Source organism: Mesorhizobium kowhaii (assembly GCF_042431665.1).
GTDB classification, from domain to species: Bacteria; Pseudomonadota; Alphaproteobacteria; order Rhizobiales; family Rhizobiaceae; genus Mesorhizobium; species Mesorhizobium kowhaii.
The window spans coordinates 1,026,411-1,050,730 of sequence record NZ_JBHLYT010000053.1; the positions used below are offsets into that span (position 1 = coordinate 1,026,411).

26 protein-coding genes and 1 tRNA gene are annotated in these 24,320 nt (G+C 62.5%); 12 read left to right on the forward strand and 15 right to left on the reverse strand.

Features of this window, described 5'->3' with window-relative positions; all coding sequences use genetic code 11:
* Nucleotides 1–3 precede the first annotated feature (3 nt).
* The 3 genes from ACFFNA_RS32120 to ACFFNA_RS32130 form a co-directional block, all read right to left on the reverse strand.
* Nucleotides 4–975 (reverse strand): ketopantoate reductase family protein, encoded by a 972-nt coding sequence (locus tag ACFFNA_RS32120; protein WP_378923783.1) that lies wholly within the window; start codon nt 973–975, stop codon nt 4–6.
* Between the two features lie 54 nt (nt 976–1,029).
* Complete coding sequence (locus ACFFNA_RS32125) at nt 1,030–2,436, reverse strand: pyridoxal phosphate-dependent decarboxylase family protein (protein WP_378923848.1); 1,407 nt, start codon at nt 2,434–2,436, stop codon at nt 1,030–1,032.
* Nucleotides 2,437–2,528: 92 nt separating this feature from the next.
* Entirely contained in the window at nt 2,529–2,969 is a 441-nt protein-coding gene (locus ACFFNA_RS32130) for a cupin domain-containing protein (protein ID WP_378923784.1), read from the reverse strand.
* Between the two features lie 316 nt (nt 2,970–3,285).
* Between ACFFNA_RS32130 and ACFFNA_RS32135 the strand changes: the two genes are divergently transcribed.
* Nucleotides 3,286–4,227, forward strand: a complete 942-nt coding sequence (locus ACFFNA_RS32135; RefSeq protein WP_378923785.1) for a LysR family transcriptional regulator — start codon at nt 3,286–3,288, stop codon at nt 4,225–4,227.
* Between the two features lie 240 nt (nt 4,228–4,467).
* On the opposite strand, the gene ACFFNA_RS32140 is transcribed toward ACFFNA_RS32135, so the two are convergent.
* From ACFFNA_RS32140 to ACFFNA_RS32160, 5 genes are all read right to left on the reverse strand, one after another.
* A complete protein-coding gene (locus ACFFNA_RS32140) occupies nt 4,468–4,761 on the reverse strand; it encodes a GYD domain-containing protein (RefSeq protein WP_111546752.1) in 294 nt (97 codons plus the stop codon).
* A 271-nt stretch (nt 4,762–5,032) separates the two neighbouring features.
* Complete coding sequence (locus ACFFNA_RS32145; protein ID WP_245446174.1) at nt 5,033–6,733, reverse strand: adenylate/guanylate cyclase domain-containing protein; 1,701 nt, start codon at nt 6,731–6,733, stop codon at nt 5,033–5,035.
* 121 nt (nt 6,734–6,854) lie between these two features.
* Nucleotides 6,855–7,034, reverse strand: coding sequence for a helix-turn-helix domain-containing protein (locus tag ACFFNA_RS32150; RefSeq protein WP_378923786.1), 180 nt, complete (start codon nt 7,032–7,034; stop codon nt 6,855–6,857).
* Nucleotides 7,035–7,516: 482 nt separating this feature from the next.
* Nucleotides 7,517–7,591 (reverse strand) — tRNA-Thr (locus ACFFNA_RS32155).
* A 237-nt stretch (nt 7,592–7,828) separates the two neighbouring features.
* Nucleotides 7,829–8,836: an ABC transporter substrate-binding protein gene (locus tag ACFFNA_RS32160; protein WP_378923787.1), complete on the reverse strand. Its 1,008-nt coding sequence runs from the start codon at nt 8,834–8,836 to the stop codon at nt 7,829–7,831.
* Nucleotides 8,837–9,666: 830 nt separating this feature from the next.
* Between ACFFNA_RS32160 and ACFFNA_RS32165 the strand changes: the two genes are divergently transcribed.
* Both ACFFNA_RS32165 and ACFFNA_RS32170 read left to right on the forward strand, forming a co-directional pair.
* A complete protein-coding gene (locus ACFFNA_RS32165) occupies nt 9,667–10,119 on the forward strand; it encodes a Ros/MucR family transcriptional regulator (RefSeq protein ID WP_378923788.1) in 453 nt (150 codons plus the stop codon).
* A gap of 80 nt (nt 10,120–10,199) precedes the next feature.
* Nucleotides 10,200–10,463 carry a hypothetical protein gene (locus tag ACFFNA_RS32170; RefSeq protein WP_378923789.1) on the forward strand — a complete coding sequence of 88 codons (264 nt, stop codon included), beginning with the start codon at nt 10,200–10,202 and terminating at the stop codon, nt 10,461–10,463.
* A gap of 26 nt (nt 10,464–10,489) precedes the next feature.
* On the opposite strand, the gene ACFFNA_RS32175 is transcribed toward ACFFNA_RS32170, so the two are convergent.
* From ACFFNA_RS32175 to ACFFNA_RS32185, 3 genes are all read right to left on the reverse strand, one after another.
* Nucleotides 10,490–10,900: a thermonuclease family protein gene (locus ACFFNA_RS32175; protein WP_378923790.1), complete on the reverse strand. Its 411-nt coding sequence runs from the start codon at nt 10,898–10,900 to the stop codon at nt 10,490–10,492.
* 204 nt (nt 10,901–11,104) lie between these two features.
* On the reverse strand, nt 11,105–11,407 hold the full coding sequence (locus tag ACFFNA_RS32180; RefSeq protein WP_378923791.1) for a YdhR family protein: 303 nt from the start codon (nt 11,405–11,407) through the stop codon (nt 11,105–11,107).
* Nucleotides 11,408–11,602: 195 nt separating this feature from the next.
* Nucleotides 11,603–12,691 (reverse strand): alpha/beta hydrolase family protein, encoded by a 1,089-nt coding sequence (locus ACFFNA_RS32185; protein ID WP_378923792.1) that lies wholly within the window; start codon nt 12,689–12,691, stop codon nt 11,603–11,605.
* Between the two features lie 683 nt (nt 12,692–13,374).
* Between ACFFNA_RS32185 and ACFFNA_RS32190 the strand changes: the two genes are divergently transcribed.
* The 9 genes from ACFFNA_RS32190 (at nt 13,375) to yacG (ending at nt 19,015) form a co-directional block, all read left to right on the forward strand.
* Nucleotides 13,375–13,575 (forward strand): hypothetical protein, encoded by a 201-nt coding sequence (locus tag ACFFNA_RS32190; RefSeq protein ID WP_378923793.1) that lies wholly within the window; start codon nt 13,375–13,377, stop codon nt 13,573–13,575.
* 128 nt (nt 13,576–13,703) lie between these two features.
* Nucleotides 13,704–14,996 (forward strand): UDP-N-acetylglucosamine 1-carboxyvinyltransferase, encoded by a 1,293-nt coding sequence (gene murA, locus ACFFNA_RS32195; protein WP_378923794.1) that lies wholly within the window; start codon nt 13,704–13,706, stop codon nt 14,994–14,996.
* Between the two features lie 193 nt (nt 14,997–15,189).
* Complete coding sequence (locus tag ACFFNA_RS32200) at nt 15,190–15,624, forward strand: DUF2948 family protein (RefSeq protein WP_111546775.1); 435 nt, start codon at nt 15,190–15,192, stop codon at nt 15,622–15,624.
* A 7-nt stretch (nt 15,625–15,631) separates the two neighbouring features.
* The gene (hisD, locus tag ACFFNA_RS32205) at nt 15,632–16,924 is read left to right on the forward strand and encodes a histidinol dehydrogenase (protein WP_378923795.1); all 1,293 of its coding nucleotides are present in this window, start codon (nt 15,632–15,634) and stop codon (nt 16,922–16,924) included.
* Nucleotides 16,925–16,930: 6 nt separating this feature from the next.
* Nucleotides 16,931–17,416, forward strand: a complete 486-nt coding sequence (locus ACFFNA_RS32210; protein WP_111546777.1) for a UPF0262 family protein — start codon at nt 16,931–16,933, stop codon at nt 17,414–17,416.
* A complete protein-coding gene (locus ACFFNA_RS32215) occupies nt 17,404–17,865 on the forward strand; it encodes an arsenate-mycothiol transferase ArsC (RefSeq protein WP_378923849.1) in 462 nt (153 codons plus the stop codon). The genes ACFFNA_RS32210 and ACFFNA_RS32215 overlap by 13 nt, the downstream gene beginning before the upstream one ends.
* An 86-nt stretch (nt 17,866–17,951) precedes the next feature.
* Entirely contained in the window at nt 17,952–18,170 is a 219-nt protein-coding gene (infA, locus tag ACFFNA_RS32220; RefSeq protein WP_006200926.1) for a translation initiation factor IF-1, read from the forward strand.
* Nucleotides 18,171–18,191: 21 nt separating this feature from the next.
* Nucleotides 18,192–18,821: a Maf-like protein gene (locus tag ACFFNA_RS32225; protein WP_111546779.1), complete on the forward strand. Its 630-nt coding sequence runs from the start codon at nt 18,192–18,194 to the stop codon at nt 18,819–18,821.
* Entirely contained in the window at nt 18,818–19,015 is a 198-nt protein-coding gene (gene yacG / locus ACFFNA_RS32230) for a DNA gyrase inhibitor YacG (protein ID WP_378923796.1), read from the forward strand. Before ACFFNA_RS32225 ends, yacG begins: the two co-directional genes overlap by 4 nt.
* A 14-nt stretch (nt 19,016–19,029) precedes the next feature.
* On the opposite strand, the gene ACFFNA_RS32235 is transcribed toward yacG, so the two are convergent.
* The 4 genes from ACFFNA_RS32235 to ACFFNA_RS32250 are packed head-to-tail and all read right to left on the reverse strand — an operon-like array spanning nt 19,030 to nt 24,243.
* A complete protein-coding gene (locus ACFFNA_RS32235; protein ID WP_378923797.1) occupies nt 19,030–20,400 on the reverse strand; it encodes an alpha-glucosidase/alpha-galactosidase in 1,371 nt (456 codons plus the stop codon).
* A 19-nt stretch (nt 20,401–20,419) separates the two neighbouring features.
* Nucleotides 20,420–22,087 (reverse strand): ABC transporter ATP-binding protein, encoded by a 1,668-nt coding sequence (locus tag ACFFNA_RS32240; RefSeq protein WP_378923798.1) that lies wholly within the window; start codon nt 22,085–22,087, stop codon nt 20,420–20,422.
* Nucleotides 22,088–22,097: 10 nt separating this feature from the next.
* Nucleotides 22,098–23,234, reverse strand: a complete 1,137-nt coding sequence (locus tag ACFFNA_RS32245) for an ABC transporter permease (RefSeq protein ID WP_378923799.1) — start codon at nt 23,232–23,234, stop codon at nt 22,098–22,100.
* A 1-nt stretch (nt 23,235) separates the two neighbouring features.
* Nucleotides 23,236–24,243, reverse strand: coding sequence for an ABC transporter permease (locus ACFFNA_RS32250; protein WP_111546782.1), 1,008 nt, complete (start codon nt 24,241–24,243; stop codon nt 23,236–23,238).
* Nucleotides 24,244–24,320: the final 77 nt, after the last annotated feature.

Below are 24,320 nucleotides of genomic sequence, written 5' to 3' on the forward strand. Positions count from 1 at the left end.
CCGCTAGGGGGCGGCACCCGCTGCGTAGAGATGCAAGGCGCGGAAGACCGCCGTGTGGCCAGGGGTCGCAATACCGAACTTGATGCCCAACTCGTGCATCCGCCCGGACAGCCAGGCGACCTCGATTGGCTTGCCCCTTTCGAGGTCGTTGGCCATCGACGATTTTACGTTCGGGGGGAATGCGGTCCATCTGGTCATGACGCGCCCTTCGAACCCCTCGGCCATCGGATGGCCAGCCGCCACCGCAACCGCCATCCCCTCGTCGCGCAGCTGCTCGACGAAGATACGTGCCTCGGGGTCGTCGAGGATCGGACCGATCCCGGAGCGCATGAGCGACGTCCCTCCGGAAAAGGCCGCGAGCGTCACGAACTTCTCCCACAGCACATTGTCGATGTCGGCAACCGGCTTCAGCTCGAGCCCGACAGCACGATCGCAGAGCGCCTGAAGGTCCTTGATGAGAGGTTCGCGGTGCCCGCCGACCAGGATGTGACGCAGCCCGCCAGCGTGAACGACTTCTCCGGGCTGTTTGATGAATGCGGACAAGTAGGTGGCTCCGCCAATCACCTGGTCGCCAGGAACATGACGACCGAGCGTCTCGACGCTGTCGATGCCATTTTGCAACGTCACGATACGCGTATTCCTGCTGATGAGCGGTCCCAACGCTGCGGCGGCCTTCTCACTGTCGTAGAGCTTGACCGCAAAAATCACGAGATCGACGGGACCGATGTCGGCCGCCGCGTCGCTCGCGGACACACTGGGGAGAAAGACGTTGCCGATATCGCTTTGAATTCGCAGGCCGCCCCGGCGCATTGCCTGCAAGTGGGCACCGCGAGCAATGAAGCTGACATCGCCCCCCGCCTCGGCGAGCCTTGCGCCGAGATAGCCGCCGATGCCGCCCGCCCCTATCATTGCGATCCGCATGCCGTCCCCTCGACGCCAGCTGCCGCCATTAGCCGCGCGAAGCTGGAATGGCATCCGCCGGCCCGGTCAATATTAGCATTTCCTTGAATACAGGGCCAGCCGACAACCCTACCTTACCGCCCGCCACGCCGCGATCATGGCGTCGGCGGCGATTTCGCCTTGCATGTCGTCGGTCGACCAGGAAATCACCGATACACGCATGACCTGGCGGCCGTGCCATTTGGCACCGCCTGCAAAACAGATCCCATCGGCCTGCAGGCGGGCAATCGTCTGCAGCGTCAGCCGGTCGGCCTCCTCGTCCGGGCGGTCGGCGCCGAAACGCACGACGAACTGATTCAGCACCACGTCGTTGGGCACGGCAATGGCGTTGTCGGCGCGCAGCCTATCGGCCATCGCTCCGGCCACCTTGCAATGGCGAGCGACCATCGCGGCGATGCCGTCGCGGCCGAGATGCTTGATCATCGCCCAGGTGGCGAAGCCGCGCGCCCGTCGCGACAGTTCGGGCACGTAATGGCTCGGGTCGCGCTCGTCCTCGAAAGTTGGCGGCAGGTAGCTCGCCGCGATCGTCATGGCGCGGCGATGGGCCTGTTCGTCGCGCACGATGGCGTAGCCGCAATCATAGGGTGTCTGCAGCCATTTGTGGCCGTCGCAGGCCCAAGAGTCTGCGGCATCGGCGCCCTCGGCCAGATGGCTGCGTTCGGGGCAGGCACGCGCCCAGAGACCAAAAGCACCATCGACATGCACCCAGGCACCGATGCGCCGGGCGATGGGAACGATGCCGGCAAAATCGTCGAAGGCGCCGGTGTTGATCTGCCCAGCCTGCAGGATGACGATGCAAGGGCCGGAGACCGTGGCGGCGGCAACGGCAAAATCGCCCGCCGCGATGCGGCCATTGTCGTCAGTCTTCACACGCACGACGCGGTCATGGCCAAGGCCTAGGAACTGCAGCGCCGAGAACACCGTGGCATGGGCGTCGTCGCCAATCAGCACCGTGATCGGCGGCGCGCCGAACAGACCTTGCGCCTCGACATCCCAGCCGACCTGCCGCAGGACTGCGCCGCGCGCCGCTGCTAGGCAGACGAAATTGGCCATAGTCGCCCCGGTAACGAAGCCGATGGAGCTTTCGAGCGGCAGGTCGAGCAGCTCGAGCAGCCAGCCGCCGGCGATCGTCTCGACGGCCGAGGCCGACGGCGTGGCGTGGTGATTGCCGGTGTTCTGACCCCAAGTGCTGGTCAGCCAGTCGGCACAAACGCCGACCGAATGGGAGTTGCCGCAGACCCAGGCGAAGAAGCGCGGACCTGTCATCTTGTGCAGGCCGGGCTCAGCCTTCGCGACAAGCTCGTCAACCACACCGAGCCCAGCGCTGCCCCGTTCGGGAAGCGGCTCGCGGAAACTGTCCAAGGCCTGCCGATAAGACATCAGCGGCCGTTGCGGCCCGGAGGCGATGGCGTCGCGAAAGCGGGTGGCGTGATCGGCTGCTCGCTGGAAGAGCTCGCCTGTGGAAGCCTCGCCCATGCCGCCATCCTCCGCTGCGGAGGGCCGCCGGCTCTCCAGGGCCTGCAACATCGGGTCGACGATCAGGGCGTCCAGTGCCATGACGATATCTCCTATAGCCAGTCGATGTTGTATTTGCGCGACACGGCCGCGTAGGCTTCGGGCATCGCGGCGCCGCTCGCCTCAGCGGCGGACAGCTCGCGGAAGAAGCCTTCGAAGCCGGCCGGCGAGGTCATGGTGAGAAACCGGCCGGTGCGCGGCACGACGCGCTTGTGTGCGTGCGGCACACCGCGCGGCGCAAACATCGCTCCGCCCGGCCCGACGCGGAACTCCTGATCGCCGCAGCGGAAGACATGCTCGCCCTCAATGACATAGAAGAACTCGTCCTCATTGGCGTGCCTGTGCAAGGGCGTGTCGAGCGGATCGATTTCCTCGACGATCGAGAAGGCGCCGCCGGTTGTGTCGGCCGCGGCTCTGACCAGGAAATCCGCGCCACTGAAGCGCAGCCGCTCGCCCTGCCCGGCATCGAGCTTGTAGGCGGATGATCTTGCCATGCCGCTTGTCCCCTCCTCCGCTTCGAGTGAGACACCGCTTAATTCACGCGAAAAAGGTTGCTCCGCCAGCCAGCGCTCCCCAAGGTGTCGGACGAGCCCTAAGCCCGGTTCCCGGCCGATCAGCCATCCCATCAGAGCGCGTCGCGTCCCGCCACCCGATTCCTGCATGGATACCCCCACAGGTCTGGAAACCCTTGTGACGCGAGTATCGTGAAACCCTTGTGACGCGAGTATCGTGCTTGGGCTCTGATGAATCCAATGATATCAATTCAGCATCATGCTGAATGAAATCGACCTATCGCGCGCTGATCTCAATTTGCTGAAACTGTTCGAGGTGGTGCTCCAGGAGCGCCATGTCGGGAGAGCCGGCGACCGTCTCCGGCTGTCTCCCTCGGCGATCAGCCACGGCCTGCGCCGGCTGCGCAAACTGCTCGACGATCCGCTCTTCCTGAAGACGCCGAAGGGCGTCGTGCCGACGCCGCGCGCGCTGGAGGTGGCCGAGCCTATCGCCAATATTTTGGCGCAGATCCGGCGAATGGTTGTGGCCGTCGAGCCGTTCCGTCCGGAGACGTCGAACCGGCGCTTCACCATCAGCGCCGCCGACGCGCTTTCGGCAGTGTTCCTGCCGCCACTTGTCGAGAAGCTGGCCACGGCCGCGCCCAATATCGACCTCACGGTGCTGCAAATGCTGCCCTATCGCAAGGGTGGGCCCATCGAGCGGACATGGCGGCCGGTTCTTGCCGAGATCGACGCCGGCCTGGTGGATATCGCCGTCGCGCCTCTGGACGACGTGCCGGCGCGCTTCACCCGGCGCGCTATGCTCAAGGAGCGCTTCGTGGTCGTGATGCACGCCGGTCATCCCTTTGCCGAGCAACCGACGCTAGAACGCTACTGCACTATGCGCCATTTGGTGGTGTCGTTCACCGGCGAGAGGAAGGGGGTGATCGACGAAACTCTGGAAGCGTGCGGCCTAGCGAGACGTGTGGTGACGACGGTGCCCAATTACACCATGGCGCTGGCGGCGGTCGCCGAGTCCGACCTCATCGCCGCAGTGCCGGCCGGGCTGGCGGCGGCGAGGCTGGGTCCGCGCCTCGGCCTAGTCAGCGTCGACCTTCCGCTGAACACTGGCCACGTCCCGATCTGCGTTATCGCCCAGAAAGCGGTAATGACGGATGCCGGCCTGACCTGGATGTTCGAGCAGGTTTGCGAGGCAGTGCAAACGCACTATGTCGAACCTTCCTCCCAACTGCCGGACTAGAGTCTTACCTGAGGGAGGCGACTACGCATCAAAAAAAGCGCCAACGGGTAAGCCACCAAGCCGCAGTTCTGGCAGCCACTATGCAGATGGTTACGATTGCGACTAGACCAGAATAGCCCGTTGAACGTCCCTCATAAGAAAAACCCCGGCCTCGCCCCAGGGTTTTCGCTTCAAGGAAAGGGCCTCAACGCCGGTCCACTCGCTAGCCGGCTTCGATCGCCCGTTCACGGCCAGTGGCGGTCAGGCCATCTTTGCCATTATCTTGGCCATATCTGCCGCGTCGAACGCTCTCAATGTCTGAGTTCTGATGTTGCCTAACGATGCGATCGATAAGGCTAGTGCGGTCGCAGCAATGTCGTCGTCGGCTTCGGCAATCGCCACAACATCATATTGACCAAGCGTCCACAACAGGGTGTGAACCTTGATGCCGTTCTTGCTGGCCATCGCCTTGAAGGCCTCAGCACGTTTCTGAGTATCCTTTATGCTCTTGATACCTTGATCTGTGAAACTCGACAGCAATACGTAATAAGCCATTGGTTCCTCCCACAATAGGGAGCGGGCGGGCGCTCACGGCGCGTCCGCCGTCTCCCGGAACTACGATAACACGAGTCAGGTGCGCGAACCACTTGCGGCAAGGAGGCTGGCCTGCCGAGTATCAACGGTCCGCTCGTTCGATCTTCGGACCACGGAAGAGCCTTCAGAGCCGTGCTATATGAGGCCCAAGGCGTGTTCGCAGCTCTGTCCCACGCTGCGCGAGGGAACGACCGTTACCACGGTAGCCACCAACTGCTCTGGCACGGCCAACTCACGCCGGCAATCCGGCCTTGATGAGCCCTTCGCGGAGAAGCTCCCGGTCTTCGGCGTGTTCAAGGAGGACGCTCTTGCGCATGTATTCGGCCGTCGAGAAATCGGGCCGCAACCGCAGGACCTCTGCCACTGCTGCCTGTGCCTCTGCGGTCCGTTCAAGCTGGGCGTAGCAGGCCGCGAGCCGCGCACTCGACCACGAACCTGACAAGGGCATCCGCTTGAACGCCTGTGCGGCCTCTGCAAAGCGCCGGAGCGAATAGAGCGCGATGCCGAAATGGGCATCGTACCAACCAGGACGTAGTGGGTTGAGGCGACAAGCAGCCTCCAAACTAACCAGTGCGTCTTCGGGCCTTCCACGAAAGGCCAGCAATCGGCCCTTCATGATCAACCCGTCTGTATCATTGGGGTTCAGGTCGAATGCCCGCCGGAGGTGTTGCTCGGCCATGTCGTACTCACGGCGGTAGAGACAGATCGTCGATAGTATTCGGTGGCAGCGGCTTTCCAGGGGGTCGAGTTCGAGCGCGTGCTTTGCCTCGGTGTACGCCGCGTCCAGCACCTCGGCCGGTGCCGCGGCGTGACCGTTCTGTGCCACCTTAACGAACGCACTATACGACCGCGCCACCGCATACCGCTCATCGAGAGCAACCGCCTTCTCGAACATCTCACGAGCTTGCTGATTGGCAGTTTCGGTGTCGTTCCGGAAATGGGCAAGGCCGCGCAACAAACAGTCGTAGGCCGCCAGGCTGGTTGTCGGCCTTCGGAGCGATTGCTGAAGCATTGCATCTTCAATTCGCCCAACCAGCGTTGATACAATGGTCTGCGCGACTTCGTCCTGCACTGCGAAGATGTCATCGAGACTGCGGTCATAACGTTCAGCCCAAAGATGCGCCCCGGTCGCCGCCTCGATGAGCTGCGCGGTGATCCGTACGCGTGCCCCGGCCCGCCGCACACTGCCTTCGAGGAGATATGAGACGCCAAGCCGGCGGCCGATTTCCGCCATCTCGATAGACTTGCCGCGAAAGGCGAAGGACGAGTTGCGGGCGATCACGAACAGCGAGCGGAAGTGCGCCAGGCCGGTGACGATGTCTTCGGTGATGCCGTCGCTGAAGTACGTCTCCTCCGGCTGCCCGCTCAGATTGTCGAACGGAAGCACTGCGATTGAGGGTCTGTCGGGCAAGGATAGCGGCGCACCGGCGGCAGGCGGTGCCGATCCCTTGGACCAGCACCAAACGCGGACCGGATGCGCGATGTTCTTCAGCTTGCGCTCGCCGGTGTCTTCAAAGGCGAAGTCAGTCTTGCCGGCCAGCTGCTTCTGCACCGCATCGGCAATGCAAATGCCCCCAGGCTCCGCCAGTGCCTCAAGCCGTGCCGCGATGTTGACGCCATCCCCGAGCAGGTCGCCGTCCTCCACGACAACGTCACCGACGTTGATGCCGATGCGGAACACGATGCGGTTCTCGGGCGGGACCTCCCGCTGATGCGCCGCCGTCCCTTCCTGCATTGCGACGGCACAGGCCACGGCCTCAACAACGGAGCCAAACTCCACGATTGCGCCATCGCCCATTAGTTTGGCAACACGGCCCCTGTGGTCTGCGATCAGCGGGTCTACCACTTGGGAGCGAAGGGTCCTGATCGACGCGAGTGTACGGGCCTCATCTGCTTCGATCAGGCGTGAATAGGCCACGATGTCGGCGGCCATGATCGCAGCGAGCCGCCGCTCCACCCGAACAACTGGCATAAGATGCCTTCCAGTACATCGCTAAGCGAACGCCCAATCTTCGCAGCTTCAAGCACGACCCGCAATCCGAACGGTAATGGGTTCAAGGTACGCGCTTCGCCAGCTTCGCGAGCGTCGAGCGTGAGCAGTTGGTGGCCTTCACGACGGTGTTCCAGCTCTGCCCCTTCCGCAGCATGTCCAAGATGGCCTCGTTGCGCTCTGCGTCCTCGGGCCGGCCCTTCATGCGCCCTTCAGCCTTGGCTTTGGCGATGCCCTGGACCAAACCACCGCTCCAGGTCGCCGCTGTCCTGCTTGCCTTGGTTGAGCCGAAGGACTTCCCTCCAGATGCCTTCGCTGTCCATCATGTCCACGAGATCGGCATTAAGCAGCCCAGCCAGTGCCAGAACCTGCCTATGAGAGAGGGGCTGGGGTCCTTCCCGGTGCTTTTGCAGAACTCTTGGAGTGCCGCGTCGGCGTAACGGTGACGGAACTTCGCCTCGGAGGGGTCTTTTGTCGCAAGGCTGACTTTGACCTCACGTCCAACTTTGCGACTTTTGTGACCTCGCCTACCGGTATTGCGACCGGAACATCAATCAGAACTGACGTCAGATCGGAGGGAACCCGTTGCCGAAGGTAGTAGACGCCAGTGTCGGGATGCTTCCAAGGTCCGGGCATTCGCAAGCTCATGTGTACCACCCCTGTGTACCAGACGGGCGGCAAATAGATCAACAAACACAGAACTTGTTGCCAATCAAGGGGATAGGCTGGTGCTGCGAGAGAGGATTGAACTCTCGACCTCTCCCTTACCAAGGGAGTGCTCTACCACTGAGCTACCGCAGCCGCCGATGGCGGGGCTTCTGCCATATCGAACCGGCAAGCGCAAGGCCAAGTGCAACGCTTCTGTGAAAGCCTTCGGCACCATGCGCCGTTTTGGCTCACCGGAACCAAAGTGGCACCATGCAGGCACGGAACGACCAGCAGCCGACACCATTCGAGCGAGAGCTACACCGCTTTTGCAACCATGATGGTGCCAATCTTGTTGCGAATTGAAATAGAGGGCGTGCCCTGGCCGCCCGCTCAGGTCTTCAGCTCGCGCTTGAGTTCGTTCAGGAAGCGCCAGTCCGTACCTTCCGCGATAATCCTGTCGGGTGTGGAGCTGATCAAACCGACTTCTTTCAGCCGCAGCGCATAGAAGCGGACGGCGTCAGTGGAATCGTAGTCCCGCCATTTCCGGTAAGGCAGCTCGCTGATCGCTGCGAACGCATCATCGTAGTGGCTGGCGAACCCGCCCGCCACCAGGCGCTCGGCAACCTGGGCCGGCGCGGCGGTGCATAGATCCGCAGCCTTGAGGATGGCGCGCAGCACACGCTTGGTAGCAACGGGATGCGCCGCCACAAAATCGCTGTTGGCGGACAGCATGCAGCAGAAATATTGCGACCAAGGCCGGTCCACAGTGCTGTTGATGATCACGTTCCCGACCTTGCTGCGCCGCAATTCCTGCGGGTCCGGCGGAAAGCCAAGGAACGCATCCACGTCACCGCGCGCGAACAGCTCCTTGGGCTTGATCGCCGGGTTCACAACCCAGTTGATGTCGTGCGCCGGATCGAGCCCGACATAGGCCGCGATGCTGGCGAGGAACAGATGCGGGCCCGTACCGAGCCCTTGGACGCCGACGTTCCTGCCTTTCAGATCGACGACGCTGTCGATCCCGCGCTTGGCAAACAGCTCGAAGCAGCCGGGATGGACCCCGCCGAGCAGAGTGATCCGCGCACCGGAGTCCAAGGCCACGATCAAATTTGTCACGAAGTTGAGGGTAAAGTCGATCTCGCCATTCGCCACCGCGGAGGCCTGGGCCGCACCGGCGCGTGAGACGACATAGTCAACCTCGGTGAAGCCCTCAGCACGCAGAAGTTCCTCTGCAACATACTGTGGCGCCACGCAGATGCTAGGAATCTTCGCCAAGCGAATGCGCGTGGTCTCCGGCGGTGGCTCGGCAAGAGCTCGAGTTGGAGCGCCGACGAGGCTGGCGGCGCCGGCGGCCGTCAGGCCGGCCAGGAAACTGCGGCGGTTCTGGATGCTCTGCATCGGAAAGCTCCCTCTCTTCCAAACCGCAGAAATCGACTGCGGCCGGAATCGAGCAAAAGAGATTCCGGCAGAGGCGGATAGTCGCGGGAGCGCGCCGAGTAGTTGCGAGTTGGAGCGCGCCCAGTCTCAAAACGGGAGTCTTACGCTCTCAGTCGCTGGCTCCGTTAGGCCCTGGCCAGCGATGAGCAACGATACGCCTTATCGGCGTTCGTGGCGAGGGCAAAGCTCTCAGCCAGCAAGATGCTCAGGTGGAACCCTCGCAGTTTCCAAAACGCGGGCAAACTGATTGTTTGGTTGAACGCAAAATGGCGGCTTCGGGATACCTCTTCGAGACGTTCGAGCTCACCTCAGTGGGCGGCTGGAAAGGGTGATGGGCGTGAATTCGGCCGAGCGCGAACGAGCTTCCGTAATGGTCGAACTCGGTCGTTCCGATTGATTGGGTTTTGACCCTAGGGCTCAATCGCGTGCTGCCTTCGCGCACGAAAACTGAGGGGGAAATGAAACTAGTTGGGCTTTGATCGCTGCAGGGCTGTTTTCATCAAACGCTTCGGCAGAACAGCCCAACGTCCAAAGCCTATTGGATCAATGTAACGCTGAAATCGCCACTGTCGAATGGATGTATTGCCTTGGATATGTCCGAGGGGCGTCTGATATCATGGTCTTGAACGGGGCAATCATCGAAAACAATCCTTCGATAGACCCCGTTTTAAAACGGCGGCCCCTCGATGAGGCCGGCATCGAGTTCCTGAACCATGGCAGGCCGGGCGTCAGGTTGCGCACTTAAGAGCACCCTAATAAGACATTGATCAGATAAACGAAGGGGCCAGCATATGACCGACGAAGCCGACCATCGCGCCGCTGAGTTAGCAGAACTAACCGTCGAAATTGTATCGGCATTTGTCAGCAACAACCCAATTCCAGCCGCAAGTCTGCCGGAACTGATAGCCTCGGTTCACCGGGTAATGTCCGGCCTCAGCCAGCCAGTGGCAGGGCTAGCCGATCCGCAAATCCCAGCGGTCAACCCTAAGAAGTCCGTGTTTCCCGACTACATCGTGAGCTTGGAAGACGGCCGCAAGTTCAAATCGATGAAACGCCACCTTGGTTTGCTTGGCATGACGCCAAAAGAATATCGCGCTAAGTGGAGCCTGCCTTCCGACTATCCGATGGTGGCGCCAAACTACGCCGCGACACGGTCTGCCCTGGCAAAGGCAAGTGGTTTAGGTCGCAAGGCTGCGCCGGACACGCCAGCCAAGAAGGCGCCTGCGACGCGAAAGGCGAAGTGACACGTCTTTCCATCGCCGAAGAGCTTGAGAGCGGCGGCGCCGGCTGAGGCTGCGGAAATAGAGGAAATGCGTCGGCGGGCGTGATCGCCACGGCTGCAGCGATTGAGGATGTTTCTGCGTTTGCGCACAGCGCCGGTAAGATTCCCAGCATAACCGTAACACCGCGACCCGACGGTTACGTGATCATCTTGCGGCCAGGCGACCATCAGAAAGTCACCCACCAAAACCGGTACTTCGTCCCCTACGACAGTGTCATTCCGTCCGGCGACGACAACTTCCACATCTGCCTGCATCCGACCGAGGAAGATGAAAACTGCTTTTTCGCGCCTGCAGACGCGATATAGCCCCCTGTAGGTTTGGTACTCACCTATCAGCGTCCACCCCGTCTATATTCGCCGGGATCGACAAAGTTCCCTGCCCACAAGTTGCGTTTGGCAATGCGGGCTTCGCGCTCTTCGGCAAGGTATCGAGGGGCCTGTTTGTCGGCGACCGCCAATCCGTGTTTCACCAGGTCGCGTCCGAGATCGATGCCTCCCACGAAGCAAACGCCGACATCGTTGTCATAGCGGTCCTTGCCTTCGATGATGCAGGATACATCCCCTGTGGCAATGAGATGGCGAATGTGGTCACGCGCATACCTGCCGCAGGGCCAGATATTGTCAGCGGCATCAAGACACGCCTGCGAAAGTTCGGGGGCATCGATACCGCGCAACTGAACTCGTTTCTTGTCATGCCACAGCGTGTCGCCGTCATGAGCAAACCAATGCTCTGCTGCGGACATGGGGCCACAGGTGAGCACGAAGGCGAGAGCGAGGGTCAACCTACACATGGCAGAGCAATGTGATTATTGCGCATTCTCGTCGTATCCGCGCTCCTGCTACTACTCCTGATTGGCTTGAACTGACTTTTACACACGCGCGACAGCGGGAGGCGTTTCGTCCCGTTATCTCAACTGTCACATGCGCCCTCCTAACCTCCGAGAATACTACTTCACCGGGCCACGTGTGATGGTCGTGAGTTCCGCGATCACGTCAAACGCCTTGATGCTCAACGTCGGGTCACCTTTCATCTCCGCAATAATTGGCCCGTCCACGAAGGCTTGCACTGCGGCGTCATCGTCGAATAGGTAGATCCCGCCGGCTTCGCTTTGGGCCTCGTTTATGATCCAGACCTTCCAGCGCAGGCCAGGTATGTCCGCGATGGGTTGAGCATAGGGCAGGTTTTCTCTCTCATACTCGACCCTCGGCCCATTGAGCTTGTAGTTGATTTGCAGGATTTTGGCCAACATGTCTTTCCTCCCTTATTGGGCCGAATTCACGGTCAATCCATAAAATTAGCACGAGCTATCCTATTAGAAAGGGCTAATGTTGCTGCCAGCCGGCAGTGACAGAATGCCGGTAAGGCCCGATGGCTTGTTGGTCACCCCCGAAAGGCTGTCGGGCCGCTACTGTGGACGCTAACCAGCGTAGGAAATGGCAGCGCTTCACGGTTGGAGCGTTGTTTTATAGCTTAACCCCGGAAATGAAACGGCGTCGGGCATCAGCGCTGGCCTGCCGGCGGGATGGCCCTTGAGGATGTCGAGAAAGAACGCGGTGGTCAGCGCGTTCGCCTGCTTGAATGCTGGCTCCGAGGAGTTCATGAACATCATGTGCCCGCCACGATCGAACACGGCCAACGCCTTGTCTTGACTGCTGATTTCGTCATACGCCCACAGAGCGTTGTGTTTAGGCGATACCGCGGCATCGTCGGAAGCAAACATTATGAGCGTCGGCACCTTGACCTCCGCAATGCCCGTGTCGCCAAAGGCATGCAGCTCGTCCGGAGCTCCGGCGACAAGAGCGGTTACGCGTCTATCCCAGATGGGCGGCATGGGCGCCGCAATCGGATCAGCGACACCATAGTGCGTCGCGACCGATTGCTCGTGGCCTACGAATTGGCATGTATCAGAGGCGTATGGGTCCTTTTTGTTTACGGCGCACCAGGCATCGAGTTCTCTGAAGTTGACCCGGGCGCCTCCCGCCTGGAACACAGTGGTTCCGCCGCTCGAATGTCCCCAAACACCGATGTGGGAGGTGTCGATTGTCCCGGCCAGCTTGCCGCCCGGGGCGGTCAATGAATCAGTGTATTCGATCACCCGGACCACATTGGCAGGGTGATCGTAGAGCAGCCAGATCGCCCTCCCATCTTCCCGGCTAACTCCTTCATCCAGTGGTCCGCCGAGTCCAGTATCATAGTCCGCGGCAGCGACGACGAAACCATACGATGCGAGTTGTCGACCCAACGTGCCGTATAAAGAGCCGTTACCGTCGAGCCCGTGGATCAAGATCACCAATGGATAGGGACCGGTTGTTGCCGCAGGCGCATCCATCGACACCATCAAGATTGCGGCGTTGGGATCGGGGGCGGGACCGGCGGCGGGATACCAGACCATGGTCGCCATGGGATGCTTGCCGGAAATGTCGGGGATAGTGAACTTCTGGAGACCGACTGCAAATGGCCCTGGCTTCGTGAAGTCCGCGGCGAACACGGGTGAAAGACCGGCCACTAGCCACAACACGACAAGCCCAGCCAACGGAAGGCTCAACCGGCCCATATTCTCACCTCTTAGCCGGCTCCGTATCGTCGGCCTTCGGATAATTTGGCGCAAATTGCTTTCATTGATCAGGCCGGGTTTGACCCATTGCGTAGCCGGCCGCAAGCGAGAATTTTTAGAGATCGCTAATGTTCCGTCAAGCCCGACCTAAGCGTCAGCCCTTCTTTATCGCCTCTCTCCGCACATTAGCTGACTCGGACCGACCGGCTGTTTGTTGGCTTCCGGGAGTAATCTCCTCCGCCTGCTGTTCGATGTTTTTTTGTCGCCCATAGACAAGCCTGCCCACGGCGACACCGGAAGGGCGTGATCGACAAGGTGTTCGGGAAGAAGAAGCCGCGCAAGCCGGCGAATGGTGACAACGCAACCAAACTGGTTCCGAGACCTTACACCAGTCGAAAACCGAAGGCGGGTTAAGTGGCTGATTTGGCGGCGGAAAAGGGTGTAACCGAATGGGCACCTCTCCCTTACCAAGGGAGTGCTCTACCACTGAGCTACCGCAGCCGCCAATGGCGGGGCTTCTGCCATATCGAACCGGCAAGCGCAAGGCCAAGTGCAACGCTTCTGTGAAAGCCTTTGCCGGATCGCTTTTGATGACATGGCGGCGCCACAATGTTGGCTATCCCTGAATGGCGGGCTGGCTGGTCGCCGGCCGGGACGGGACAATGAACGACAAGACAATTCCAGAGAAAAAGGGCGGCACGACCCGCAAGGACCGGCTCGCGGAGCAATTGCGGGCCAATCTGCAGAAGCGCAAGGCGCAGTCGCGTTCGCGCCGCACCGGGGACGCTGACAAGCAGCGCACCGGGGACGCCGACCAGCGGCCGGACGGGCTCGGCGCGGCAAGGGAAATACAAAAAGATTAACTCAAATCGGCCACTCTTGGTTCGGATAGCAGGAAATCCTATTTCTTGAACCAAGCCGGCCAATGGTCTAGACGGGCCGATACTCAAACGATTGAACCGGCCTTTTTGGCCGAGAGGGACGTTCTTCCATGGATCGCATCAGAATTGTCGGCGGCAATAAGCTTGCCGGAAGCATCCCGATCTCGGGCGCGAAAAACGCGGCCCTGCCGCTGATGATCGCCTCGCTTCTGACCGACGACACGCTGACGCTGGAAAACGTGCCGCATCTGGCCGATGTCGAGCAGCTGATCCGCATCCTCGGCAATCACGGCGTCGACTATTCGGTCAATGGCCGCCGCGAGAAGCAGAATGAGGGCTATTCGCGTACCATCAATTTCTCGGCCCGCAACATCGTCGACACCACGGCCCCTTACGAGCTGGTGTCGAAGATGCGCGCGTCGTTCTGGGTGATCGGCCCGCTGCTTGCCCGCATGGGCGAAGCCAAGGTGTCGCTGCCAGGCGGTTGCGCCATTGGCACGCGCCCGGTCGATCTGTTCCTCGAGGGCCTGCAGGTGCTGGGCGCCGATATCGACGTCGACACCGGCTATGTCATCGCCAAGACCCGGAATGGCCGGCTTGTCGGCAACCGCTACGTGTTCCCGAAGGTCTCGGTCGGCGCCACCCACGTGCTGATGATGGCAGCGTCGCTGGCCAAGGGCGAGACGGTGCTCGAAAATGCCGCCTGCGAGCCCGAGATCGTCAATCTCGCCGAGTGCCTCAATGCCATGGGCGCGAAGATTTCCGGCGCCGGCACACCAACCATCACCATCGATGGCGTCGAATCGCTGTCAGGCGCCCGCGTTCGCGTCATTCCCGACCGCATCGAGACCGGCACCTATGCCATGGCCGTCGCCATGACCGGCGGCGACGTCGTGCTTGAAGGCGCGCGCCCCGATCTGCTGCAGACGGCGCTCGACGTGATCGCCCAGACCGGCGCCGAGATCACGCCAACCAATTCCGGCATCCGCGTCAGGCGCAACGGCGCCGGCATTTCGCCGGTCGACGTGACGACGGCACCGTTCCCGGCCTTCCCGACCGATTTGCAGGCGCAGTTCATGGGCCTGATGACGATGGCCAAGGGCAAGTCGCGCATCACCGAGACGATCTTCGAAAACCGCTTCATGCATGTACAGGAGCTGGCCCGGCTCGGCGCCCACATCACGCTTTCGGGCCAGACGGCGATCGTCGACGGCGTGCCGAAGCTGAAGGGCGCGCCGGTCATGGCGACCGATCTTCGCGCCTCTGTCTCGCTGGTCATTGCCGGCCTGGCGGCCGAAGGCGAGACCACGGTCAACCGCGTCTACCATCTCGACCGCGGCTTCGAACGGCTGGAAGAAAAGCTGTCCAACTGCGGCGCAGTGATCGAGCGGATTTCCGCTTAGGCCAATCGCCAGGCCTAGCGGCGCGGTTGCGCGGACGGGAAAGACCGCCTGGAGCCTGTTTCATCTCGATTGGGATCGAGATGAGGCTCCAGATTCCTGTTTGAGCATGATCTTTTCCGAAAACCGGTTTCCACTTTTCGGGATCATGCTCTAACAGAAGGCTGAACAATCAACCTTCAGGTGCGAAATCCGCATGACCGCCCTTAAGCTTATCGCACTCGACGATCAGGATCTGAGCATCGTTTCGGCCCATGTCCAGGACGCCGTACTGAAAGTCAGTGACCTCGAATTCCTGCCTTCGGCCAAGCGTTTCGTGCTGACCATGAACCGCTTCGTCTGGGAGGCCAAATCAAGCCTGTTTCGCCAGCACAATGAGCGGCGGCAGGCGGTGCTGCATTTCGACCGAGTGCTCGGCGCCAAGACCAATGGCATTGCCCGCGACAAACCGGCCGAGATCCTGTCGCTGCTGGCGGTCAGTTTCATCGAGATCAGCAAGCCGGCCGGCATCGTCGAGCTGATCTTTTCGGGCGGCGGCACCATCATGCTCGATGTCGAGTGCATCGAGGCCCGCCTTGCCGACATCGGCGGCGCGTGGGAAGCCACCTCGCGCCCCGTCCACAAGGCTTGAGCGTCCGATGGCCATCACGCTTCGTCAGTCCGATGCCGATTTCGAGCAGCGTTTCGCCGCCTTCCTTTTGACCAAGCGCGAGGTGTCGGCCGATGTCGATGCCGCGGTGCGCGACATCGTTGCGCGCGTGCGCACCGAGGGCGATGCGGCGCTGATCGACTACACCCGGAAATTCGACCATGCCGACCTCGAAAGTCTCGGCATTGCCGTCTCGAAGGACGACATCGCCCGGGCTTACAAGGCCGCCGACCCAAAGACGATCGAGGCGCTGGAATTCGCACGCGACCGTATCCGCTCGCACCACGAGCGGCAGCGGCCCAGGGATGATCGCTATACGGATGCCGCCGGCGTCGAGCTCGGCTGGCGCTGGACGGCGATCGAGGCGGTCGGGCTCTATGTGCCGGGCGGCACAGCGAGCTATCCAAGCTCGGTGCTGATGAACGCCATACCGGCCGGGGTGGCCGGCGTCGAGCGCATCGTCATGGTGGTGCCGGCACCCGGCGGCATCATCAATCCGCTGGTGCTGGTGGCGGCCGATATATCAGGCGTGTCGGAGATCTATCGCGTCGGTGGCGCCCAGGCGATCGCCGCCCTTGCCTACGGAACCGAAACGATCAAGCCGGTGGCCAAGATCGTCGGCCCGGGCAATGCCTATGTCGCGGCGGCCAAGCGCCAGGTGTTCGGCACCGTTGGCATCGACATGATCGCCGGCCCCTCGGAAGTGCTCGTCGTGGCCGACGGCAGCAACGATCCGGACTGGATCGCCGCCGACCTGCTGGCCCAGGCCGAGCACGATGCGTCGGCGCAGTCGATCCTGGTCACCGACGATCCGGCCTTCGGTCGTGCTGTCGAACAAGCCGTGGAACGCCAGTTGCAGAGCCTGCCGCGCGCCGAGACGGCAGCGGCGAGCTGGCGCGATTTCGGCGCGGTGATCGAGGTCGCCACGATCGACGCCGCGCTGCCGCTGGTCGACCGCATCGCCGCCGAACATGTCGAACTCGCCATCGACGATGCCGAGGGTTTTCTGGCGCGGATGCGCAATGCCGGTGCTGTGTTTCTCGGCCGCCACACGCCGGAAGCCATCGGCGACTATGTCGGCGGCTCCAATCACGTGCTGCCTACGGCACGATCGGCGCGCTTCTCGTCGGGGCTTTCGGTCCTCGATTTCGTCAAGCGCACCTCGATCCTGAAGCTTGGACCGGAGCAGCTGCGGCTTCTGGCGCCGGCGGCGATCGCGCTGGCCAAGGCGGAGGGCCTTGACGCGCACGGACGCTCCGTCGCCATACGGCTGAACATGTAGGCCAATATGTCGGACTACGATCGAACCCGCGCCAAGCTGATCGATGTCGAACTCGACGAATCGATCGGCCGTTCGACGCCCGATGTCGAGCATGAACGCGCGGTGGCGATCTTCGACCTGATCGAGGAGAACAGCTTTCAACCCGTCAACGACGGAGGCGCCGGCCCCTACCGGCTGAAACTGTCGCTGGCCGAGCAACGCCTGGTCTTTGCCGTGGCGCGCGAGGACGGTGCTGCCGTTGTCACCCACATCCTGTCGCTGACGCCGCTCAGGCGCATCGTCAAGGACTACTACCTGATCTGCGAAAGCTACTACGACGCCATCCGCTCCTCGACGCCGAGTCACATCGAGGCGATCGACATGGGCCGCCGCGGCCTGCACAATGAGGGTTCGCAAACGCTGATGGACCGGCTCTCCGGCAAGATCGAGATCGATTTCGATACGGCGCGCCGGCTGTTCACGCTGGTCTGCGTGCTGCACTGGCGGGGCTAGCCCTGACACCCGGCGCCCTGCCCCGCTCGATCCTGTTCCTGTGCGGCATGAACGCCGTGCGCTCGCCAATGGCAGAGCTGCTGGCGCGGCGGGCGCTGCCGGCCACCATCTTCGTCGCCTCGGCCGGCGTTCGCGCCGGCGAGCGCGATCCGTTCGTCGATGCGGTGATGGCCGAGGAAGGCCTGTCGCTGGGCGAGCGCCATCCAAGGACGATGGACGATCTCGAGGACGACTATTTCGACCTGATCGTCACGCTGGCGCCGGAAGCGCATCACGCCGCGCTCGAACTCACCCGCTCGCTCGCCGTCGAGGTCGAATATTGGCCGACGCCGGACCCGACCAATGCCGGCGGCACGCGCGAACATATCATGGCCGCCTATCGCGATGTGCGCGAGCGGCTGAAAGCGCGGATCAGCCGCCGTTTCGCCGCTCCGGAGGCTGCCGATTAAGCGTGTTCACAAGCGGGCGATTATCATATAGGTTCCGCCGAAATTCCGGCCAGGCGCTGGAACTACCATCCAAGCAAAGGTATCGAATGCCGAAGGAAGAAGTCCTCGAGTTTCCGGGTGTCGTGACGGAATTGTTGCCCAACGCGATGTTCAGGGTGAAACTCGAAAACGAACACGAGATCATCGCCCACACGGCCGGCCGCATGCGCAAGAACCGCATCCGCGTGCTGACCGGCGACAAGGTTCTGGTCGAGATGACGCCATACGACCTGACCAAGGGCCGCATCACCTATCGTTTTAAGTAAGCAAAGCGCGACTGGTCCGCGATGAGCATTTTGCAGAAGCTGGTGCTTGCCTCGGGTTCGCCGCGCCGGATCGAGCTGTTGCAGCAGGCCGGCATCGAGCCGGACCGCGTGCTGCCTGCCGATGTCGACGAGACGCCGCTGCGTGCCGAGCATCCGCGCTCGCTGGCCAAGCGGCTGTCGAAGGAAAAGGCCGAGAAGGCGTTCGCGTCGCTGAAGGCTGAGGCCGACTATGCGCCTGGCTTCGTGCTGGCCGCCGATACGGTGGTCGCCGTCGGGCGGCGCATTCTGCCCAAGGCCGAAACCCTCGACGACGCCGCCAACTGCCTTGGGCTGCTGTCCGGCCGTTCGCACAGGGTCTATTCCGGCATCTGCCTGATCACGCCGGGCGGCAAACTGCGCCAACGGCTGGTCGAGACGCGGGTGCGCTTCAAGCGGCTGCCGCGCGAGGAAATCGACGCCTATGTGGCCTCAGGCGAATGGCGCGGCAAGGCCGGCGGCTATGCCGTACAGGGTCTCGCCGGCGCCTTCGTCGTCAAGCTGGTCGGCTCCTACACCAACATCGTCGGCCTGCCGCTCTATGAGACGGTGGCGCTGCTTTCCGGCGAAGGCTTCAAGGTGCATGGCGGCTGGCTGGCGGGTGCACGGCCGTGAATTCCGACTCCAAAGTCACGCCACTGCGGCCGAAGCGGCCCTGCCCCGAATGCGGCAAGCCGTCGGCGCGCGACACCTTTCCGTTCTGCTCGACGCGCTGCAAGGACATCGACCTCAACCGCTGGCTCAAGGGCGCCTATGTCATCTCCGCCCGCGACGACGAGGAAGAGCCGGACAACGACGGTCCGAAATAAGGCGGCGCCGCCGGTCAGGCGGCCTCGGTCTTGCGCCCCACGCGTGCCCAAGCCGGCAGCCAGTCGCCATGAGCGGCGAGAAGATCGTCGACCAGTGACCATATCTGGTCGAGATCAAGCTCCGCGGCGGTGTGCGGGTCCATCATCGCCGCATGGTAGATGTGCTGGCGGTTCTCTGTCATCAGCGCCCGCACCGTCAGTTCCTGCACGTTGATGTTGGTGCGGATCAGCGCCGTCAATTGCGGCGGCAGGTCGCCGATGTAAGTCGGCTGGATGCCGGAGGCGTCGACCAGGCACGGCACTTCGGCAGCGCAATCCCGGGGCAGCGAGGTGATGCAGCCATTGTTGCGGACATTGCCGTAGATCACCGAGGGTTCGCCTGTCCACACCGAATTCATGATCGAGGAGGCATATTCCTTCGACTCCTCGACCTCGATGCGCTGGGCCGAGCGGTAGGCCTGCGCCTGGTCTTTCCAGCGCTCGATCTGCTCGATGCAGCGTTTGGGATATTCGTCGAGCGGAATGCCGTATTTCTCGATCAAGTCGGGGCGGCCTTCCTTGATGAAATAGGGCGTGTATTCGGCGAAATGCTCCGAGCTCTCGGTGACGAAATAGCCCAGCCGCGTCAGCATCTCGTAACGCACCTTGTTGGGGCAGCGCGGATTCCAGCCGGGCTTGGGAGCGCGACCTTCGCGATAGGCGCGCACGAGATCGGGATAGAGGTCGCGGTAGGAACCGTCCGGCTGGCGATGCTCGAATTTCAGGTAAAAGGCCATGTGGTTGATGCCGGCCGAGCGATAGCGGATCTCTTCGTAGGGAAGGTCGAGGTCATGCGCCAGTTCCATCGCCGTGCCCTGCACCGAGTGGCAGAGGCCGACCTGCCTGATCTCAGGGTATTTCTCTGATATCGCCCAGGTGTTGATCGCCATCGGGTTGACGTATTGCAGCATGATCGCCTGCGGGCAGACGGCGAGCATGTCCTCGCAGATCTTCCACAGATGCGGCACGGTCCTCAAGCCGCGCATGATGCCGCCGACGCCGAGCGTGTCGGCGATCGTCTGGCGCAGGCCGTATTTCTTCGGCACTTCGAAGTCGGTGACCGTGCAGGGCTCATAGCCACCGATCTGGAAGGCGACGACGACGAAGTCGGCGCCCGCCAGCGCCTTGCGCTGGTCGGAATGGGTCTCAGCCTTCGCCTTGACGCCGAGCGTCGCGATCAGCTTGTTGACGACGATGGCGCTCTCTTCCAGTCGCTGCGGATTGATGTCCATCAGCGCGATCGTCGCACCCGAAAGCGACGGGCGCTGCAGCACGTCGCCGACAATGTTCTTCATGAACACCGTCGAGCCGGCGCCGATGAAAGTGATCTTGGGATTTCTTGCCACGCTAACCTCCGGCATATGTTCAGGCCACATCGAAAGCGGCCCTGACGAGCCGTTCGGTGTAGGCGGTCTTGGGATTGGACAGGACTTCGTCGACGGGGCCCTGTTCGACGATCTTGCCGTGCTGCATGACGATGACGCGGTGGCACAGCGCGCGCACCACCTTGAGGTCGTGCGAGATGAAAAGGTAGCTCAAGCCCCGCTCGTCCTGCAGCTTGCGCAAGAGGTCGATGATCTGCGCCTGGACGGAGAGGTCGAGCGCCGAGGTCGGCTCGTCGAGCAGGATGAATTCGGGTTCCAGGGCGATGGCGCGGGCGATCGCGATGCGTTGCCGCTGGCCGCCGGAGAATTCGTGCGGAAACCGCGACAGTATATCGCCGGGCATGCCAGCGCTGATCAGCGCCTCGCGCACCCGATCGACCCGCTCGCGCCGTGTCGCTCCGATGCTGTTGACGATCAGCCCTTCCTCGATGATCTGCCCGATCGTCATGCGCGGGTTGAGCGAGGAGAACGGGTCCTGGAAGACGATCTGCATGCGCGAGCGCAGCGGCCGCATCTCGGCTCGCGACAGGCCGTGGATCGGCTTGCCGTCGAAACGGATCTCGCCGCGCTTGGCGTCGATCAACCGGAGCAAGGCCTGGCCGAAGGTGGTCTTGCCGGAGCCGGACTCGCCGACCAGCCCAAGCGTCTCATGGCGGCAAAGTTGGAGGCCGAGATCGTCGACCGCGACCAGCTCGCGCCAGTCCGGTTTCAGGAAGCTGCCGTGGCGCAGCATGAACGAGACGCGCACGCCGCTCGCCTCGAGGATGGTGCCACAGCCATCGGGGAGCGGCTTTGGCCGCCCGCGCGGCTCGGAGGCAAGCAGCCGTCGCGTATAGGGATGCTGCGGATCGGCGAAAAGCCGTTCGGTGACATTGTGCTCGCACATTTCGCCATGCTGCATGACATAGACGTAGTCGGAGAACTGACGCACCACGGTCAGGTCGTGGGTGATCAGGATCACCGCCATGCGCAGCTCCTTCTGCAGGCTGCGGATCAGGTTCAGGATCTGCGCCTGCACGGTGACGTCGAGCGCCGTGGTCGGCTCATCGGCAATCAGCACATCGGGATTGTTGGCCAGCGCCATGGCGATCATCACCCGCTGGCGTTGCCCGCCCGAGAGCTGGTGCGGGTATTGCCTGAGCCGGGCAGTGGGGTCGGGGATCTGCACGTGCTGCAGAAGCTCGAGCGCCCGCGCCTGCGCCTGCCTGCGGCTTATCTTGCGGTGCACCCTGATCGCCTCGACGATTTGGCTGCCGACCGTATAGATCGGGTTGAGCGAGCTCATCGGCTCCTGGAAGATCATCGAGATGCGGTTGCCGCGCAATTTGCGCCGGGCACTCTCGGGGAATTTCAGGATGTCTTGCCCGTCGTAGCAGACGCTCGACCCGGGCGACACCGTGGCGCGCCGCGACAGCAGTCCCATGACGGTGCGCGCCGTCACCGACTTGCCGGAACCGGATTCGCCGACGATCGCGATCGTCTCGCCGCGATAGAGCTGGAACGAGATGTCCTTGACCGCTTCGACGACGCCATGCTCGACCTTGAAGGCCACGGCGACATTGCGGGCGTCGATGATGGGCTGGTCCTGGCGTCCGTCATGGTCGTGACGGACGATGGGCGCGAAGGATTCGGCGAGCGCGACGGTCATCTCTGCCACCTCAATAGGGGTCGACGGCGTCGCGCAAGCCGTCGCCCAGCGCGTTGAAGGCAAAGACGGTGGCGAGCACGAAACCGACCGGCGACAGGATCCAGGGATAGGTGCCGATGACGGAATAGGTCGCGGTGTCCTGCAGCATCAGGCCCCACGAGATCAGCGGCGGCTTGACGGCGAAGCCGAGGAAACCGAGGAAGGATTCGAGCAACACCACCGTCGGGATCGCAAGCGTCACGGCGACGATCACATGGCTCATCACATTGGGGAAGATGTGCTGCATGATGATGCGCCGGTCGGTGGCGCCAACGGCCATGGCGGCGCGCACATACTCGATGCGCGCCAGGGCCAGCGTCTTGCCGCGCACCTCGCGCGACATCTGCGCCCAGCCCAATGCCGACATGACGATGATGACGAAAGCGAGGAAGACGTTGGTGGGGGCGGTGACCGGTATCAGTGTTGTCAGCGCCAGATAGAGCGGCAGTTGCGGGAAAGCGAGCACCAGGTCGACGAAGCGCTGCATCCAGATATCGAACCTGCCGCCGAAATAGCCGGAGACCATGCCGACCGTGGTGCCGATGACGGTGATGATGAAGACGACCGTCAGCGCGATCATCAGCGAGACGCGCGAGCCATGGATGGCGCGCGACAGCACGTCGCGGCCGAACTTGTCGGTGCCGAGGAAATGCACCGGTTGGCCGTCCAGCGAGCCGAACAGATGCCGGTCCGCCGGCAACAGCCCGAAGAGCTTGTAGGGCGCGCCATGCGCGAAGAACCCAAGCAGCCTTGGGTGGTCATAGTCGGGGCCGACGACGGGCTGGAAGGTGACCGGATCGAGGTCCGCCGAATCGGCCAGCGCATAGACCCTCGGCCGCGCGACGACATTGCCGTCCTTGTCGTGGAAGCTCGGTAGCTGCGGCGGAGCGAAGCCGACATCGGTGACCTTCGGGTCCATCGGCGCCAGGAACTCGGCGAATACGGCCATCACCAGCAGCAGCACGACGAGGCAAAGCCCGGCCATGCCGGTCCAGGAGCGCTTCAGCCGGCGCCAGACCAGCGCGATGTAGCTCTCATTGCCGCGCTGCGGCTTGCTGATGGCTCCCTCGGCGGGTAGCGGCGGTGGCAGATTGTCGAGAGCCAGCATCTCAGCTTTCCCCGAACTGGCGCACGCGCGGATCGAGCAGGACGAGCAGCATGTCGGCGATGATGTTGCCGACGATCAGCGTCGCCGACAGCACCATCATGAAGGTGGCGGTGACATAGACGTCGCCAACAGCCATGGAGCCGACGATCGCCGGGCCAACAGTCGGCAGCGCGAAGATAATCGCCGTCTCGATCTCGCCGGTGAGCATATAGGGCAGCACCACGCCCTGATACATGACGAGCGGGTGCAGCGCGTTGGGCACGGCGTGGCGCATGACGACGGCCGCGCCTGTCAGCCCCTTGGCCCTGGCCGTCTCGACATATTGCGCGTTCAACGTGTCGAGCAGATTGCCGCGCATGACGCGCATATTGTAGGCGAGGCCGCCGAAGGTGGCGATCGCCACGACCGGCCAGACATGCTTGACGAGGTCGACGAACTTGGCCCACGACCACGGCGCGCCGCCATATTGCGGCGAGAAGAAGCTGCCGATCTCCGACACGTTGAACTGGAAGACCAGCAGATAGACGATGATCAGCGCCATCAGGAAGCGCGGCACCGTCATGCCGAGGAAGGAGATGGCCGACAGCGTCGAGTCGATCCAGGTGTATTGCCGGGTCGCCGCCCATATGCCAAAGCCGATGCCGAGAACCGAGGCCAGCAGATGGCAGACCAGCGCCAGAAGCAGAGTGCGCGGCAGGCGTTCGCCGACCACATCGGCGACCGGCTTGTTGTAGTAGAGGCTGTAGCCGAAATCGCCGCGGGTGATGATGCCGCCGATCCAGTTGAGATACTGGACGGGCAGCGGCTTATCGAGGCCATGCTCGATGCGATAGGCCTGGGCCTGCGCGTCGGCCTCGGCGAACGAGGCTCCACCCTGGTTGATCAGCTGCGAGCGGATGTAATCGGCATAGTCGCCCGGTGGCGCCTGGATGATGGCAAAGGTGACCAGGCTCAGAATGGCGAGGACCGGTATCGCCGACGCTATGCGCGTGAGCAGGAATCGCAACATGGACGGTCCGCTTCCTTGTCTCGCCGATCGCGCCCTTTGGTTGCGTCCGGAGGTTGGCTTTGTCCGGCCGCGCCAGC